This is a genomic window from Cytobacillus oceanisediminis, from assembly GCF_022811925.1.
Classification (GTDB): Bacteria; Bacillota; Bacilli; order Bacillales; family Cytobacillaceae; genus Cytobacillus; species Cytobacillus oceanisediminis_D.
In genome coordinates, this window is record NZ_CP065511.1 from 1,605,818 (window position 1) to 1,622,341 (window position 16,524).

At 39.9% G+C, this 16,524-nt stretch carries 10 protein-coding genes; 9 read left to right on the top strand and 1 reads right to left on the bottom strand.

The window, feature by feature from the left end:
• The first annotated feature begins 417 nt into the window (after nt 1–417).
• The 3 genes from IRB79_RS08335 to IRB79_RS08345 all read left to right on the top strand — a co-directional run bounded on the left by IRB79_RS08335 (nt 418) and on the right by IRB79_RS08345 (nt 7,273).
• A complete protein-coding gene (locus IRB79_RS08335) occupies nt 418–2,268 on the top strand; it encodes a GAF domain-containing sensor histidine kinase (RefSeq protein ID WP_243508042.1) in 1,851 nt (616 codons plus the stop codon).
• Nucleotides 2,243–2,884 (top strand): response regulator, encoded by a 642-nt coding sequence (locus IRB79_RS08340; protein ID WP_243508043.1) that lies wholly within the window; start codon nt 2,243–2,245, stop codon nt 2,882–2,884. The genes IRB79_RS08335 and IRB79_RS08340 overlap by 26 nt, the downstream gene beginning before the upstream one ends.
• A 237-nt stretch (nt 2,885–3,121) precedes the next feature.
• Nucleotides 3,122–7,273, top strand: coding sequence for a S8 family serine peptidase (locus IRB79_RS08345; RefSeq protein WP_243508044.1), 4,152 nt, complete (start codon nt 3,122–3,124; stop codon nt 7,271–7,273).
• Between the two features lie 188 nt (nt 7,274–7,461).
• Here the strand turns inward: IRB79_RS08345 and IRB79_RS08350 are convergent, their stop codons facing one another.
• Nucleotides 7,462–8,391, bottom strand: coding sequence for a MerR family transcriptional regulator (locus IRB79_RS08350; protein WP_243508045.1), 930 nt, complete (start codon nt 8,389–8,391; stop codon nt 7,462–7,464).
• Nucleotides 8,392–8,435: 44 nt separating this feature from the next.
• Between IRB79_RS08350 and IRB79_RS08355 the strand changes: the two genes are divergently transcribed.
• The 6 genes from IRB79_RS08355 to IRB79_RS08380 all read left to right on the top strand — a co-directional run bounded on the left by IRB79_RS08355 (nt 8,436) and on the right by IRB79_RS08380 (nt 16,252).
• On the top strand, nt 8,436–9,854 hold the full coding sequence (locus IRB79_RS08355) for an APC family permease (protein ID WP_243508046.1): 1,419 nt from the start codon (nt 8,436–8,438) through the stop codon (nt 9,852–9,854).
• Nucleotides 9,855–10,050: 196 nt separating this feature from the next.
• Nucleotides 10,051–11,523 carry an aldehyde dehydrogenase family protein gene (locus tag IRB79_RS08360; protein ID WP_243508047.1) on the top strand — a complete coding sequence of 491 codons (1,473 nt, stop codon included), beginning with the start codon at nt 10,051–10,053 and terminating at the stop codon, nt 11,521–11,523.
• Nucleotides 11,524–11,610: 87 nt separating this feature from the next.
• Nucleotides 11,611–12,798, top strand: a complete 1,188-nt coding sequence (locus IRB79_RS08365; RefSeq protein ID WP_243508048.1) for an iron-containing alcohol dehydrogenase — start codon at nt 11,611–11,613, stop codon at nt 12,796–12,798.
• A gap of 99 nt (nt 12,799–12,897) precedes the next feature.
• Entirely contained in the window at nt 12,898–13,896 is a 999-nt protein-coding gene (gene speB, locus IRB79_RS08370; RefSeq protein ID WP_243508049.1) for an agmatinase, read from the top strand.
• Between the two features lie 420 nt (nt 13,897–14,316).
• A complete protein-coding gene (locus IRB79_RS08375; protein WP_243508050.1) occupies nt 14,317–15,429 on the top strand; it encodes an ABC transporter substrate-binding protein in 1,113 nt (370 codons plus the stop codon).
• The gene (locus IRB79_RS08380; RefSeq protein WP_243508051.1) at nt 15,419–16,252 is read left to right on the top strand and encodes an alkaline phosphatase family protein; all 834 of its coding nucleotides are present in this window, start codon (nt 15,419–15,421) and stop codon (nt 16,250–16,252) included. The genes IRB79_RS08375 and IRB79_RS08380 overlap by 11 nt, the downstream gene beginning before the upstream one ends.
• The last annotated feature ends 272 nt before the right edge of the window (nt 16,253–16,524 follow it).

Below are 16,524 nucleotides of genomic sequence, written 5' to 3' on the forward strand. Positions count from 1 at the left end.
GTTTGGGAGGACGGAAAAAGCATTAAAAGCCGAAAATCGATTAAGACCTGTGGGAAAGGTTCAAAAAGAATCAATTGGAAAGATGCGTGTTCAAAATAATAGTGCATCATCCGAATGGAGCCACACAGCATGGCTTTAAAGTGAAAAACCTGACAGGCGGTTATAATTAATGGCATTTGACGGAATGCCGACTATATCCTTTGTACTATACATCTAAAGCATAAGATATTTACAAATTATAACATTAGATGAACAGGCAAATGAACGATTAAATATTATACTAGTATTGTGTCCCGCCATATGAGGTGAGCGACAGCCGGTTATTGGCTAGTGGATATTTTTCCATTTTGCCAGTGCCGGTTTTTTGTTAGATAATAATGGATAAATAGATTCTTTGAAATAAAGGAAGGTGGCGTTTTGAAAAAGATAGACTCTATTACTAGGAGGGAACGAATAGCAAGTTTTTATATTTATTCTATTTCTTTTCTTGGTGTGATTGCTGTTATCTTTTCTATATGTAAAAGTGAAATGCCTTCTGAACCCATAACTCTTTTGCTGTTAGCAGTGTTTATGGGGATTACTGAGTATTTTCCGATCCGGATTGGAAGAGGAGGTGTTACACTCAGCCTGACGCTTATTTATCCAATGAGTTGGGAGTTTGGAATACATATAACGGTTGTTGCTTGTGTATGTGCAATGGTATTCACTCATACACTTCGTCGCTTGCCAATGCAAAGGACATTATTTAATTGCACCCAATTTGCTTTTAGTATCATTTTGGCAGAATGGGTTTCCAACAAATGTATTTCTTTTTTTACGGAGATGAACCTCCCGGTTTTATATGAAGAATTAATAAGCTTCCTTATATTTACCATATTTTTTTGCCTGATCAACACCCTTTTATACGATCTTTTAATGGTTCTTCTTCCTCAGCCATATTCACTGGAACAGTGGTACAAGAAAAATATATTACTATTGTTGAGTGGAAGTTTTTGCCTGATTTACGCTTCCCTTATTTATATTCTAGAACACCGATATCTCGGAGAGTTGGATGGAATTACCGTTCTGTTCTTCTTTTTCCCGCTTGTAGCAATCTGCATCATTAGCTCCTTCATGCGGCAAATACGGATTGAAAAAGAACGATTATATAACCTATTTTCTGTTACGACAGAGTTAAGTCACGGGCTATCTGCCAAAAACTTACATCAGATGAAACAAACACTCCAAGGATTCTTGGGGATACAGGCCTATGCATTATGGACAAAAGAAGGAGGAGACTGGATGATTCTGTTAAAGGATGGAAAGGTGCATTCCAATCGTTCAAACTCTTCTAATCCGAATTTTGAAGAGATCTCAGAAACCTTTGTTGCTGCTGATTGGAAAACAGGTATGGCTCCGGGTGATGAAATATTTGAAGATGTCATACGTTCCCTTGTCTATCTGCCCCTTAAAGTAAATCATGAATTGGTAGGGATGTTTGTTGCGGGTAAAAGCAGGGGGGCGAGTTTTATTCCCGAAGATATACAATCCTTATCTACGTTTGCCAATCAATTGGGCAGCTTGCTTAAAACACGGTCGCTCGTCTCGGAGCAGGAAAAACGAATGATCCTGGAAGAAAGAAATCGGCTTGCCCGGGAAATTCACGATGGAATTGCACAAGTATTAGCCGGGGTCATATTTCAGCTGGAATCATCTCTGAGGCAGTCCGCAGATCAATCAGGAAACATGGAGCAAACGGTAGACAAAAGTATAAAAAAATTACGGAACAGTTTAGGTGAAGTCCGCTATTCTATCTATGCTTTAAAGCCATATCCTACCCAAAGACTAGGGCTAAAACAAGCCATTGCAAATAAAATTCAATCGATCAAACAAGACTATGATCTGGCGATTAAATATCATGAAAGGGGCCGTTCACGACCACTCAGTTTTACAAAAGAAAGAGTTATCTTCGAAACTTTACAGGAAAGCCTGCAGAATATTGTAAAGCATGCAAAAGCAGACGAAGTTGATATTCTTCTAAGCTATCAGCGTGAACATGTGCTTTTAAAAGTGAAGGACAACGGGGTTGGTTTTTCCCTTTTTGAATCCATGATTAAAACAAAGCATGAGCCTCATTATGGCATTTTGAATATGAATGAACAAGCTGAAAAGCTGGGTGCTACCCTTCAGATTGATAGTTCCATAGGAAAAGGTACAGAAATTACATTATTAATTCCAGATTCAGAAATAAAGGAGGGGTATCATGATTCAAGTATTATTAGTGGATGATCATACAGTTTTGCGTGATGGAATTCGGAGCATATTAGATCTCGAATCTGACATCCAAGTCGCAGGAGAAGCCGTTTCCGGGAATGAGGTATTGAAGAAAGTAGAAGAGTATCGACCTGATTGTATTTTGATGGACATCAATCTCCCAGGAAAAAATGGCATTGAGGTCACGTCCCTCGTGAAAAGTCAGTATCCGAATTGCCGCGTTCTTGTTTTGACGATGTTTGAAGATGATGAATATTTAATGGAAGCACTTCGTGCGGGGGCAGATGGCTATTTATTGAAGGACTCGTCATCTGAACAAGTGGTGGAAGCGATTCGAATGGTATCACAAGGAGATTCGGTTATTCATCCCCGCATGACCAAAAAGCTGATCACGTATCATCACCAGCAAACGAAATCCGAATCAACTGAAAATGCGCTGACAGAGCGTGAAAAAGAAATACTGTTTGAATTGGTCAAAGGTCTTAGCAACAAAGAAATCGCTGAAGCCTTATTTATCAGTGATAAGACCGTCAAAATTCACATCAATAAGATTTTCAAAAAGCTTAATGTGAAAAGCCGTTCACAGGCAGTCATATATGCCGTTCGAAATCAACTTGTTCCTTTTTCTTAATTAAAAATAACTTAAATGTTAAAAAAGTACTTTCCCTGATTATTTCACTCTTGGAATAGTACTTTTGTTTTATGTTGGTATAGAACCAATACCAGTAAAATTTACGTCCTATGTTTAATTTTCAGAAAAGTAGAAATGTGGGATGATAAATGTCGAAACATAGTTTGCTAGTTGCATACATTTATTTTTATATGACTTGTATGTAAAAAACAATTAAATAGGACAAGGGGATGCGATATGAAGAGGAAAAAAATAAGGAAGATCCTTACAGGAACATTGGCTGTAGGCATGTTACTATCTCAAGGCACTCCATATAACGTATTGGCGAAAAGCACCTATGAACTGAATCCAGTGGATCATGCGGAAGAAATTCTAAAGAGCCTGTCTTCAGAACAAAGAAAAGCGTTAGAGCAATTGGATGCCAAACCAAACTTTACGATTTCTCAGGATATTAATGTGAATAGTCCGGAATTAGTCAAAGTCATCGTGGAATTTGAACAGGCACCGGCGAAAATTGAAGTGATGAAACAAGCGGCGAAAGGAACGAAACTATCTACTGCTGATGCGAATGAAAAAGTAAAAGAATCCCACAAGGCTTTTATAGAACATGTGCAATCATTGAAATCACAGAAAAACGTAACCAAATACAAAGCAGAAGATGTAAAGATCACAAGAGAGTATACAAACGCCATTAATGGTGTAGCGATGACGCTGCCTGGCGTGGCCGTGCAGGATTTGCTGCAATCTGGAGTAGTGAAACGTATTTTTAAAGATTACGAAGTAAAAGTGGAACCGCCGGTAAAAACAAAAGAAGTGATCGATCCAAAAATGGCAGACAGTATTCCGCAAATTGGTGTGGACAAGCTACATGCCGAGAACATTACCGGTAAGGGAATAAAAGTCGGTGTTCTTGATACAGGTGTTGACTACAATCATCCTGACTTAAAAGAAGCTTATAAAGGCGGATATGATTTTATCGATAATGATGCCGATCCAATGGAAACGACATACGAGGATTGGATCAATGCCGGCAAGCCAGAATATCCTGGTTTAGTGTATTACACAAACCACGGGACACATGTCGCGGGGACGATTGCAGCCCAAAAGAAAAACAATGTCGATTACGCTGTAAAAGGGGTAGCACCTGAAGTAGATTTATATGCTTATAGAGTATTAGGACCTTGGGGAGGGGGAGATACAGCGGGAATCCTTGCTGGAATCGATCAAGCGATTGCAGATAGCATGGATGTCATCAATATGTCGCTCGGTGCCAGAACCAACGATCCGTTATATGCTACTTCTGTCGCAACGAATAACGCCATGCTTTCAGGAGTGGTGACGGTTGTTGCCGCAGGAAACTCCGGACCAGGCGAAAAAACCCTCGGTTCTCCAGGAACGGCTGCTCTCGGGATATCAGTAGGAGCAAGCGATGCTTCGATGTCCATTCCGACATTTAATGGAAGCGCTTCCGGAGAAAAATTTGAAAATATGCAACTGCTGGGTAAAGATTTTTCTGATCGATTAGCAGAATTGCAGGGGCAATCCTTACCAATTGTATTTGCAGGGCTTGGTAAAGCTGCTGACTTTGCTGGAAAAGATGTCAATGGGAAACTTGCGCTGATTCAGCGTGGGGAAATTACGTTTGATGAAAAAATCAAGAATGCTAAAAACGCCGGGGCTAAAGCAGTGATTGTGTACAACAATGTTGATGGGCAAATATCTGCCTACTTGGGCGAATCCGTCGGATTAATCCCTTCTTTCCGCCTGTCAAAAGCGGATGGTGAGCGATTAAAGGGACTGGGCGAAAGCTCCTTCACATTTGAAACGTTAAGTAACACAAAAACGGAAGGTGATCACTTAGCAGATTTCAGTTCGCGTGGGCCGGTAAATGGAAATTATGATATTAAGCCGGATGTTGTCGCTCCAGGTGTGTCGGTTTTCTCAACAGCACCGGAGTTTATCAATGATCCGCAGGATGGCATTAATTATGGCAATGCCTATGTGCGCTTATCGGGTACGTCTATGGCTGCTCCTCATACAGCAGGTACAGCAGCATTGATTTTGCAGGAGCATCCGGAATACACTCCTTTCGATGTAAAATCGGCACTCATGAATACTTCAGACGATTTAAAAGGCGATTATTCTGTATACGAAGTGGGTGCAGGACGAATCGATGCCTATCAAGCGGTTCATACAGATACATCCATCAAAGTATGGGATAAGACAAAAAATATCGAAAATGGAAACGTCGTAGAAATTGACGAACAAACCGGCTCCATCGTATTCGGCAGATATTATAAAAAAGGTGATGCACCAATTGAAGCAAGCAAAAAGGTGACGGTTCAAAACAACAGCCAGGAAGAAAAATCTTTTAACCTAGAAGTGGAGTATCATGGCGAGCGTAAAGGCATTCAAGATGCAGTGAAGAACGGTGTAAAAGTGGCAGTGCCTTCATCGATTACAGTGGGAGGCGGCCAAGAACAGGAGCTCCAGCCAAAAATAACGATTCCAACCAGCGCAGCGGCAGGAAGATATGAAGGGTATATTCATGTAACCAATGTGAACAATCCTGCTGAATCCTATCAAATTCCATTTGCTGTCATGGTGACGGAAAAGGGATTTGACTATGCGAAAACAAGCAGTCCATCCGTGACAAATACGACGCCTTTCTGGCAATATATGTACCCGTTTGTCCATGTCATCATGAAGCTGAATAGCCCGGTGAAAACCATTGATGTGCTTGTTAAGGACAGTAAAACAGGAAAAGCTGTAGGGTTCATAGGAACAGCAAACACGAGTAAATTATCAATTGATGTGGAAACTTTTTTAATCAATGCGTTCGCCGGTACGGTCTATCCATTTACAAATGATCCTTCCAAGCCGATTGGTGATCTTCCTGTGAAGCTTCCGGCAGGCGATTATATACTGGAACTGATCGGGCATGACGAAGAAGGAAAAACATATGTGGTCGATAATCCACTGATTGTGGACAATACAGCACCGGAAGTAAATTTGGATAAAAAACCGGGTGTAATCGAGATTAATGACTCCATGTTTACGGAAGAGGATGGCCAAAAAGCGGTATGGCTGCATGGAACAGCAAAGGATGCGACAGTGGATCTATTAAAATCCAAAGGGTTAAACTATGATCAATCGTCTAACACAATGGGTTACTCTGCAAACTCCGGATTCATAGATGGATACTTCCCAATCCAAGCGAATGGAGATGTGAAATTCGGAATTGAGGAAAGTGATATTGCAACAAAACCTTTACATTTGACTTTGACTACGTATGATATTGCAACGGCAATGGGTAAGCAAAACTATGTCTTTGTAAAAGAAGGTACGGAATATACGACTTCTAGTTATGATAAGAAAGATGTAAAAATCGGTGATACTGTAACAATGACACTTAGCCTCAATAATGTGAAGCAGCTTGTATCCGGGGAATACCAAGTCGAATTCATGAATGATCTGTTTAAGTTTGAGAATGTGAAACTGAACAATGCGGTAAATGAGTATGCAAAGGAAAGAGGCTTGGAGGTATCGTTGCAAGAGCCTGTCGTGAAGGAAGGAACTCACAATAATACAGTGAAAGTCGGCGCATCTATGAAAGGGGATGCATTCAGCGGTATGGATGGAGATATGCCTTTTCTTGATGTTACGTTCAAAGTAGTAAGTGATGCATATTTCGATAATGTTATCGGATTTAATGTACAACAGGCTTCTTATATGAAAGCGGGACAAACAGCAGCTACTGCCATTCCTTATTTCAGAACAGAAAACTTTAATATTATTCCAACGCATTCGAGAGTGCAGGGTTCTATCCAGCCAGAAGCATTTTTGATTGGGCCTGAGAACTCTCAGTATTTGAGAAAAGCGGATTATACAAAAATCGGTGCCCAAGTATATGCGATGTCCCCAAGCGGTAAAAAATATAAGGGAACAATTGATAATAGAGGTTTCTACACTATTCATGGTATCCCAGCTTCTACTGAAGCACACACAGTTGTTATTGATGTTCCGGGACATCTCAAAGTGATGAAGAAATTCATTCCTGGATATTCTGTAAACGGTGAGATGCGCGGGCAACATGTTAGATTAGGCGGTAAAGGTCTTGCAGGTGACGTGAATGACGACAGCATGATTGATATTCTCGATATTCAAAGTATCACAGAGGCCTATGGTACGAATGATCCATCGATCGTGCCGCAAGATATCAATCAAGACGGCGTGGTAGACGAAACAGATATTCGTTTCGTCGAGAAAAACTTCTTAACGAAGGGACCGGATGCACCTGCTAAAAAGGAGCCAAAAGAATCACTTGGCAATGGCAAGAAGGATTTAGCATACTTCCTGCGTCTTGTCGGTCTTGAGCCGAAGCAATAACAAGGGATGATGATGAAAAAGGGAGGAATGCAAAAGCATTTCTCCCTTTCTTTTTATAAAATAAGAATAGCAGAGTAAAGAAAGGTTGATAAATCCCCTCTTTTTAGATGGTCTGTATAAACTCAGCCAGTCTCAAATTGTCTTGCCAATCTGTTAGTTTTTATTTTAATGAATTACTTTCTGAGTTCTTAGATCGAATCAGACTTTTCAACAGGCACTTGTATTTCAAATGTAATCTCATTTGGTTTGTCTGTGATTGTAATATCAACATGCATGATTTGCAGGGCATCGCCGATTATTCGATATCCCGTTTTAGTTATATTTTCTAACACTTTACTTAAACTCTCGCTTCGATTCCACAATAATTCTCCGTTATAACGGATGCACGCAAATAACCCAGAGGGAACTGTCTTTTGGTACTGCTTTGGTATTTTTTCTTTATTTTTTGCGACTACGAAAATAACGGATGGTTCCTCAAACCGCTCCGCTCTCAGATCCGCCTCTGAGATAATAATGCCCAGTCTGTTACTGGCCAGAATCGGTGTTTTCTCAGTGAGCATATTCTCTAGCCTGATGACACCATAACTGAGTTCCAAATTATTATTTATTTTTTCATGTAAGGTTATTAATTTCCTTCTTCCTATTTCACGGAAAAACACCTTTTGAAGTTCTTTCTCTTTTGCTACGTGCTCCAAGTATCCAATTTTTACTCGAATATTTTCCTCCAAGTCATTTAACTCATTTAGTTTTGACACAAGTTCGAAGTGCTTTGCTTTTAAAATATCCAGGGACTTACTAAAATTACGTTCCTTGAAATAATCCTTTATTTCGTCCGTACTCATCCCAAGCTGCCGTAACTCTTTAATGGTTCCCAAAATTTCGTACTGAAAAATAGAATAATAGCGATATCCTGATTGGGGATCGACATATTGCGGTTTGAATAAGCCAATCCGATCATAGTGGCGCAAAGTTTCCGTTGTTACTTCTCGTAATTTTGCCATCTCGCCGATGGTTAATTTTTCCTTAACCCCCAGTTGAACCACCTCCTTAAAAAATAGTATACAGCTATTGACCTTTGTGTAACAACAAGGTTTACAATGAAAACACATAATTTTCATAATCCTCTGAGAATTAAATTTATTGACAGGGAGGGAGTTGATTTATGAAAGCTCTTGTAAGAACACTTACTTTGTCACAGGTTGTTTTTTTAGGGATTGCATGGAATAACCCCATGGTATTTTTTAATACTTATGGAATCGCTGCAGTAACATCACAGGGGGTTATTACGAGTGCATACACGATTGCATTTCTAGCGATCTTGTTTACAGCACTCAGCTATGGAAAAATGGCAAAAGCATACCCGATCTCAGGGTCAGCTTATACCTTTACACAAAAATCGATTAATCCTGAAATTGGGTTCCTTGTCGGCTGGACGATTTTGCTAGATTATGTGTTAACGCCAATGGTTACTTGCTTGATGTCTACGGTCTTTTTAAATGCAGTATTTCCAGATATCCCGCATTATGTGTGGATCATTCTTTTAACTGCCAGCATTGTGGCACCGAGCATGCTTGGCGTAGAGATATCTGCATTCGCCAGCAAGATTTTTGTTATTGCTCAAATCATTTTTGTTTGTCTTTTCTGGATATTAACCGTCAAGAATTTATTAGAAGGAGTAGGAACAGGCAGTTTTCTTTCAAGTAAACCATTGTTTAATCCAGATGTTTCCTTGTCCGTAATCCTAGCAGGTGCTTCCATCCTTTGTTTTAGTTTTCTTGGCTTCGACTCACTCACCACCTTGTCAGAGGAAACAATCAATCCGGAGAAAACGATCCCAAGAGCGATTATCATCATGCTAGTGTTTATCGGAGTCTTGTATATCGGTTCTTCTTATCTAGCACAGTTGGTACATCCGGGATTCTCATTCAAACATGCTGATTCTGCAGCACTTGAAATCGCTTTACTTATTGGTGGCAATTTATTTAAATCCATTTTTATTACAGCGGTGATTATTGGCAACTTTTCTTCGGGTGTTGCTTCAACTACAAGTGCATCCCGTGTGTTGTATGCAATGGGACGAGATTCCGCTTTGCCAAAAAAAATATTTGGATATATTCATCCCAATTTTAAAACCCCCTCACGTGGCATCCTTGTGATCGGTGCCGTTTCATTAATAGCTATTTTCTTGACATTGGAACAAGTGATTAAGTTTATCAATTTTGGAGGACTTATTGCTTTTACATCTGTTAATCTATCAGTCATTGCCCATTATTTTATCAAGAATCACAAACGTTCTTTTAACGATTTCATCCGTTATCTGATTTTGCCGCTGATTGGTGCCGCTTTTACTTTATGGTTATGGTCACATTTAGAAATGGAGGCACTTGTTCTCGGGGGCATTTGGATGGGATGCGGCTTCGTATATCTTGTCTATATGACTAAATGGTTTCGCAAACCACTTCCTGAGTTTCATTTTGATGAAGAGTCAGTTCCTCAAAAGGACGCTGATAGTGAAAAGAATCCACAAAATGTACCGTGTATTGATAGCGAGTCCATGCCCCAACAGGTAGGAGATCTTTAATCATCTATTACAATTTTTCATTTCGCTGTTAAACAGTTGTTGTTAATTATCAAGGAAACGGCTGATTACTTATAACAAGTTTTGAGTTCTAATTAGGAGGTGGTGCCACTTCTTATGTAAGCGGTAACTCACTAAAACCAAAAGTAAGGACTTTATTAATGATCAGGCAAGAAAAATGTATTGGAGGTTTGTCAAAATGTTTCAGTTAAAAATGTTTATAAATGGTGAGTGGATGGATTCTTTAAATGGACAAAAAAGTCATATTATAAACCCGGCAAACGGCACGATCATTGCAGAGGCTCCAAGCGGTAATGAAGAAGATGCCACGATGGCGATTGATGCAGCACGAAGAGCCTTTGATTCCGGAATTTGGTCGGATTTGTCAGCTTTCGAACGGGCTTCTTATTTATATAAAATAGCGGATAAGATTGAAGAAAATGCAGCTGAGCTTAGCAAGCTTGAAACAGAGAACACGGGTAAACCACTGAAAGAATCAGAGTTTGACATTGCTGATACAGTAGGCTGTTTTCGTTACTATGCGGGCTTAGTGACAAAACCAAGCGGGCAAACGTATCATGTTTCCGATCCTGTCCAGGCTATGGTTGTTCGGGAACCTATCGGTGTATGCGGACTAATTGCTCCATGGAATTTCCCATTACTGACCGGAGCCTGGAAAATAGCCCCTGCTCTTGCGGCAGGAAATACCGTAGTGTTTAAACCAGCCGAGATTACTCCGGTTACTACTTATAAATTATTCGAGATCATAAAAGAAGCGGGAATTCCAGATGGTGTTGCAAACTTAGTTTTGGGCAGTGGTGCAGCTGTTGGAAATAAAATCGCAGAAAGCGATAAAGTAGATATGGTTTCCTTCACGGGAAGCACATCAACGGGCAGAAGCATCATGAAATCAGCATCTGGGAATATCAAAAACATTTCTCTCGAATTAGGCGGCAAGTCACCTAACATTGTTTTTGCCGATGCAGACTTTGAGACATCAGTCGATTATGCGCTGAATGGGATTTTTCTCAACGCCGGCCAGGTTTGTAATGCAGGATCGCGGCTGCTGCTGGAAGAAAGCATTCATGACAAGTTTATTGAACGGCTGATCGAAAAAGCGAACAAGATTCAAGTCGGTCCTGGGGATCATCCTTCTACAGAAATGGGCGCCCTTGTAAGTGAGGAACATATGAATAAGATACTGGAATATATTCAAATTGGCTTAGACGAAGGGGCGAAATTAGCTTGCGGCGGCAAGCGGATCACTGGCAATGGGCTTGAAAATGGTTATTTTGTTGAGCCAACGATATTTGTTAATGCGAAACCTGACATGAGAATTGTTCAGGAAGAAATATTCGGACCAGTTCTTATTGTTCAAAAGTTTAAAGATGAGGCAGAAGCAATCCAACTTGCAAATGATACTCCATACGGTCTTGCAGCCGGTGTATTTTCACAAGACGGTGCCAAGGCTTTAAGGGTAATCAAAAAAATAAAAGCAGGAATTACGTGGATTAATGCATATAACCTTGCTTACAATGAAGCACCTTGGGGAGGCTACAAGCAGAGCGGGATTGGCCGGGGGTTAGGAACTTTTGGTTTGGATACGTTTACTGAGGTAAAACAAATCAACATTAATTTAGATGTTAAGCCAACACAATGGTTTAATGATTAAAAATAAGAAGTGAAAAATTTAGCTAAAAAGCGATTAAGCAACACACTATATTCTTAATATTTTGAAAAAGGAAAGGGGAAATACATTATGTTATGGGATTTTAATTTCAATCTTCCTACCTCTATCGAGTTTGGAAACGGGAAAGTAAAAAATATTGGAAAAAGGGCAAAAGAGCTAGGTGGAAAAAAAGCTCTTCTTATTACAGACAAAGGGCTGGCGCAAACGGGAATTTTGGAAAAAGTCACAAATTCATTAGAGCAAGAAGGTGTCCATTACATTGTCTTTGATGAACTTTCTCCGAATCCAAAAGATGTAGATTGCGAGAAAGCCTATCACCAGTTTAAAGATGAGGAAATAGATCTATTAATTGGTCTAGGCGGGGGAAGCTCCATGGATACAGCTAAAGCAATTGGTACACTTATAACGAATGAAGGGGAGTTAAGAGATCGTTACGGTGTAAATTTATTGGATCGAGAAATCCCCCCGCTTATTTGTATTCCTACAACATCAGGCACTGGTAGTGAGGTTACACGAGGTTCTGTCATTACGGATACAGTTACGAAACAGAAGATGGCTATACTAGATTTGAAAATCGCTCCAAAACTGGCACTTGTGGATCCTGAATTAACTTTAACGCTCCCTAAATCTATTACCGCTGCTACAGGAATGGATGCATTAACACATGCTATAGAAGCTTATACGTGCAAAGTTTCTCAACCGATCTCAGATGCACTCAGTCTTTATGCAATTGAATTAATTGCTAAGTACCTTCCTTTAGCGGTAGAAAACGGCAATGACCTGGATGCCAGGAAAAATATGCTTTTAGCTAGTTTAGTTGCAGGTGTCGCATTTGATAACACAGATCTTGGTGCGGTACATGCTATGGCTGAACCACTTGGAGGTCTCTATGATACACCGCATGGGGTAGCAAATTCTATTTTTCTGCCATATGTGTTTGAATTTAATATTCCTTCAAATCCAGAAAAGCACGCAATAGTAGCGACAAAGCTTGGTGCCAATAAAGAAGGTAAAACAACAGAGGAATTGGCATGTGAAGGTGTTGTGTTGCTAAAAGAGCTGGCAGCTAAAATTGGGATTCCTAATCTTCGAGATTTAGGGAATGTAAATCCTGACGACTTCCCGTTCTTGGCAGAAGGGGCTTTTGAACATTTGTGTACACAGGTGAATTCAAGAGAATTAACAAAAGAAGATTATCTGAATTTATTTCAAAAAACATATGAAGCAAAAAACATCAGCTTGATTGAAAATGTATAATTTGGTAGTTTTCAAAATCTCTTGTTAAAAAAGACACCTTGGGCTGATACAAACTTACCTGGAGAAAAAGTAAGGAATAAAGCGGAAAGGGGGCAGCAAATGTCTAATCGTGATGAAAAGCAACTTTTAAATTTACCTTTTACAGGCATCTGTACTTTTGGAAAATACCCGATGTGTCCGGACCTGGATCATCTTGACGCAGATGCAGCCGTCATCGGGGTGCCCAATGACATGGGGACACAATGGAAATCGGGAGCAAGAATGGGCCCTAGAGGAATCCGTGAAGGTTCTACTTTATATAGTTTCGGGCTGGATGGTGCCTATGATATTGAAAACGATATAATGTACCTTGGACCTGACTGGAAAGTTGTCGACTGTGGTGATGTAGACATGGTACATGGGGATATTATGCAATGTCATGAGAATACCGAAGGAGCGATTCGTAAAATTATATCCAAAGGCGCTATGCCGGTAGTATTGGGTGGTGATCATTCAATCACAGCAGCAGTTGGAAAAGGACTGGAAGACCTGGGTCCGTTTCATGTAATTCAAATTGATGCCCATTTAGATTGGGCGGATCATCGCTCGGGAATGAGGTATGGCCACGGAAATTGTATTCGCCGCTTATCTGAGCTGGATCATGTTCAGAGAATATTTCAATTTGGCATTCGAGGGATCAGCAGCAGCAAAAAAGAAGACGTCGACGCAGCAAGACAATATGGCAGTGTGATCTTGTCACCTCGTCAGATGAGAAAAATGGGACTTAAGGAAGTGCTTAACCAAATTCCCGTAGGAGAAAAATATTATGTAACGATTGACATCGACGGAATCGATCCGTCCATCGCTCCTGGAACAGGTACACCATCACCGGGCGGCCTGCTTTACGATGAGGTCAATGAATTGCTCGAAGGGATTGCCAAAAGAGGAGAAGTCATCGGTTTTGATTTAGTTGAAGTAGCTCCTCCATATGATCCAACCGGTATGACCGGACAAGTAGCAGCCCGTATATTACTGGACTTGCTCAGCTATGTCTTAAAGGAAAAAGAGAAAAAAAAGAAAAAAGACTACGGAAAAGAAAAAGAAGAAATTCTTTCTTAACAGGTTGACATAATTGGGGAATAACTATCGTGTCGTAAGACTTTGGATATTTAAAGGCTATTATTGTTAATAAAAGGAGAGGAACGCAAATTGTTTCTCTCTTTTTAATTTGGTTTTCTATTAAAAGAGATGCCTGAAAGGTGGGAAAGGAGAGGTAAAAGCACGTAACTTAAGATGAGAATGGGGATTGTTGTTGGTATTTTGTGGGGTTTATGGTCATCAAAGAACGAGAATGGAACTCCTCCCCCAGCATTTTGTGCTTCACGCTCGACAAAGCTCAGAATGAATTTGACGAATAAAGAGTGTTTTTACAAAAGCTTAATATTTGATTAATGTGGGGTTAATATTGTCGGATTATGATGAAACCGTAACAAACAGTAATAAATATTAAAAAATCCACATTAATTGGAGGAACTTTTAATGAATTGCTCATTTAAGAAAAAAGGTTACAAGTTTATTCAAGCTATGATGTTAGGTGTAAGTGTATTAGGACTAGCTGCTTGTGAAGCAAATAAAGAAAAAGCTGCTCCAGTTGTAAGTGATACAACATCATTAACCATCAAAGAAATCGAAACAAAAGCAAAAGAAGAGGGAGAAATTAATAGTGTTGGTATGCCTGATTCTTGGGCTAACTGGGGTGAAACGTGGACAGAGGTTACAGGTAAATATTCATTGAAACACACGGATACAGATTTATCCAGTGCCGAAGAGATCGCTAAAATGGAATCTGAAAAAGAAAATGCAACTGCTGATATCGGTGATGTTGGGGTTTCATTTGGACCAATCGCAGAACAAAAAGAATTAACACTTCCTTATAAAACTTCCTATTGGGACGAGTTACCTGAATGGGCAAAAGATGATAACGGAGATTGGGTTGTTGGCTACCAAGGAACGATTGCATTCTTATCGAATAAGGAGTTAGTAAAAAATCCGCCAAAATCTTGGGATGACATCTTAAATGGAGATTATAAAGTAACCGTTGGAGATGTACAACGCGGTGCACAGAACCAAATGGCTGTTCTTGCTGCTGCGATCGCTTACGGCGGTGATGAAACAAACCTTCAGCCGGGAATTGACTTTTTTACTAAGCTTGCTAAGCAAGGCCGTCTAAGCTTAACAGATGCAAAACCAGCTAATATCGAAAAAGGGGAAGTGGAGGTTGCATTAGTATGGGACTTCAATGCTCTTGGTTACGCTGAACAAATCAATCGTGATCAATTTGATGTAAGCATTCCAAGTGAGGGTTCAGTAGTAAGCGGTTATGCAACAATTATTAACAAATATGCAAAGCATCCTCATGCAGCGATGGCGACTAGAGAATATATTTTAAGCGATGAAGGACAAATTAACTTGGCTAAAGGATTCGCCCGCCCAATTCGTGACGTGGAACTTCCAAAAGAAGTAGCTGAAAAAATGGTTCCAGAAGAACAGTACAAAAATGCAAAACCTATCGAAGACTCCAAAGCTTGGGAAGAAACCGTTAAAACGCTGCCGCAGGTTTGGCAGGAAGAGGTGTTAGTACATGTCAAATAAAGTAATCGCCATTGTTGTCGATGGTATGAGATACGATAAAGCATGTGAGGCCTTAGGATTTCTTCAGCATTTAGTTGAAACGAATCAGGCATCCCTTTACAAAGTGAAGTCGGAGCTTCCTAGTCTTTCCCGTCCATTATATGAAGTGCTGTTAACAGGTACACCAGCATCAGTGAACGGCATTACGTCCAATCAAGCGGTGCGGCTATCTGCTGAGAAAAGTCTCTTTCATCTGACGAAAGAGAATGGTTTAAGAAACGGAACGGTATCGTATTATTGGGTAAGCGAACTTTATAATCGTGCTCCGTTCCATTTTATTGAAGACCGTGAGCAAGAGGATCCATCCAAGCCAATTCAATACGGAAAATTTTATTGGGATGATGATTATCCAGACAGTCATGTGCTCATGGATGCAGAAGCTTTGCGCAGGAAGTATGACCCGCATTTCTTATATATCCATCCGCTTGGTGTAGATGTAAAAGGAGAAATCTATGGTTCGGAATCAAAAGAATATCGTGAACAGATCTTAAAAATGGGAAGCATTTTGGCTCAGCTTCTGCCAATTTGGCTCAAAGAAGGCTACCACATTTTAATAACTTCTGATCATGGGATGAGTGAAACGGGCAATCATGGCGGCATAACTGATGGTGAGCGTGATGTACCACTCTTTATTGTCAGTCCAAAAGTTGAGCCTGGCGTTTATAGTGAAGTGGTTCCGCAATTGGCTTTCGCACCGCTCGTATGTGAACTTTTAAATATTGAGCCATCCAATAAAATGATTTACTATCAATTTCCAGGTCTTAAAGGGAAAATTACTATTTAAATCAGTAAAATGAAGAATGACTGTGAATTGGTTTAACGTACGCTTGGTTAAACCAATTCCGATATTGATAGAGAACATAGAGGAGCGAGAAGTCTTGCGAACAATTAAAAAACAAAAAATTTACTTATTAGCTCTTTTACTGCCATTTATTTTGTTTGTCATTGGTTTTGAAATCGGGCCATTAGCAGCAATGATTAAAAATAGCTTTTATGCAGACGATGGAATTCAAGTTACGGTAAATCAGTATTTAACCATTTTCAAAAGTGATTTTT

Excerpts from the sequence above, each read along its gene's own strand:
- IRB79_RS08340 (WP_243508043.1), top strand. The coding sequence starts at position 2,243 with ATGATTCAAGTATTATTAGTGGATGATCATACAGTTTTGCGTGATGGA.
- IRB79_RS08345 (WP_243508044.1), top strand. The coding sequence starts at position 3,122 with ATGAAGAGGAAAAAAATAAGGAAGATCCTTACAGGAACATTGGCTGTA.
- IRB79_RS08350 (WP_243508045.1), bottom strand. The coding sequence starts at position 8,391 with ATGAAAATTATGTGTTTTCATTGTAAACCTTGTTGTTACACAAAGGTC.
- IRB79_RS08355 (WP_243508046.1), top strand. The coding sequence starts at position 8,436 with ATGAAAGCTCTTGTAAGAACACTTACTTTGTCACAGGTTGTTTTTTTA.
- IRB79_RS08360 (WP_243508047.1), top strand. The coding sequence starts at position 10,051 with ATGTTTCAGTTAAAAATGTTTATAAATGGTGAGTGGATGGATTCTTTA.
- IRB79_RS08365 (WP_243508048.1), top strand. The coding sequence starts at position 11,611 with ATGTTATGGGATTTTAATTTCAATCTTCCTACCTCTATCGAGTTTGGA.
- speB (WP_243508049.1), top strand. The coding sequence starts at position 12,898 with ATGTCTAATCGTGATGAAAAGCAACTTTTAAATTTACCTTTTACAGGC.
- IRB79_RS08375 (WP_243508050.1), top strand. The coding sequence starts at position 14,317 with ATGAATTGCTCATTTAAGAAAAAAGGTTACAAGTTTATTCAAGCTATG.
- IRB79_RS08380 (WP_243508051.1), top strand. The coding sequence starts at position 15,419 with ATGTCAAATAAAGTAATCGCCATTGTTGTCGATGGTATGAGATACGAT.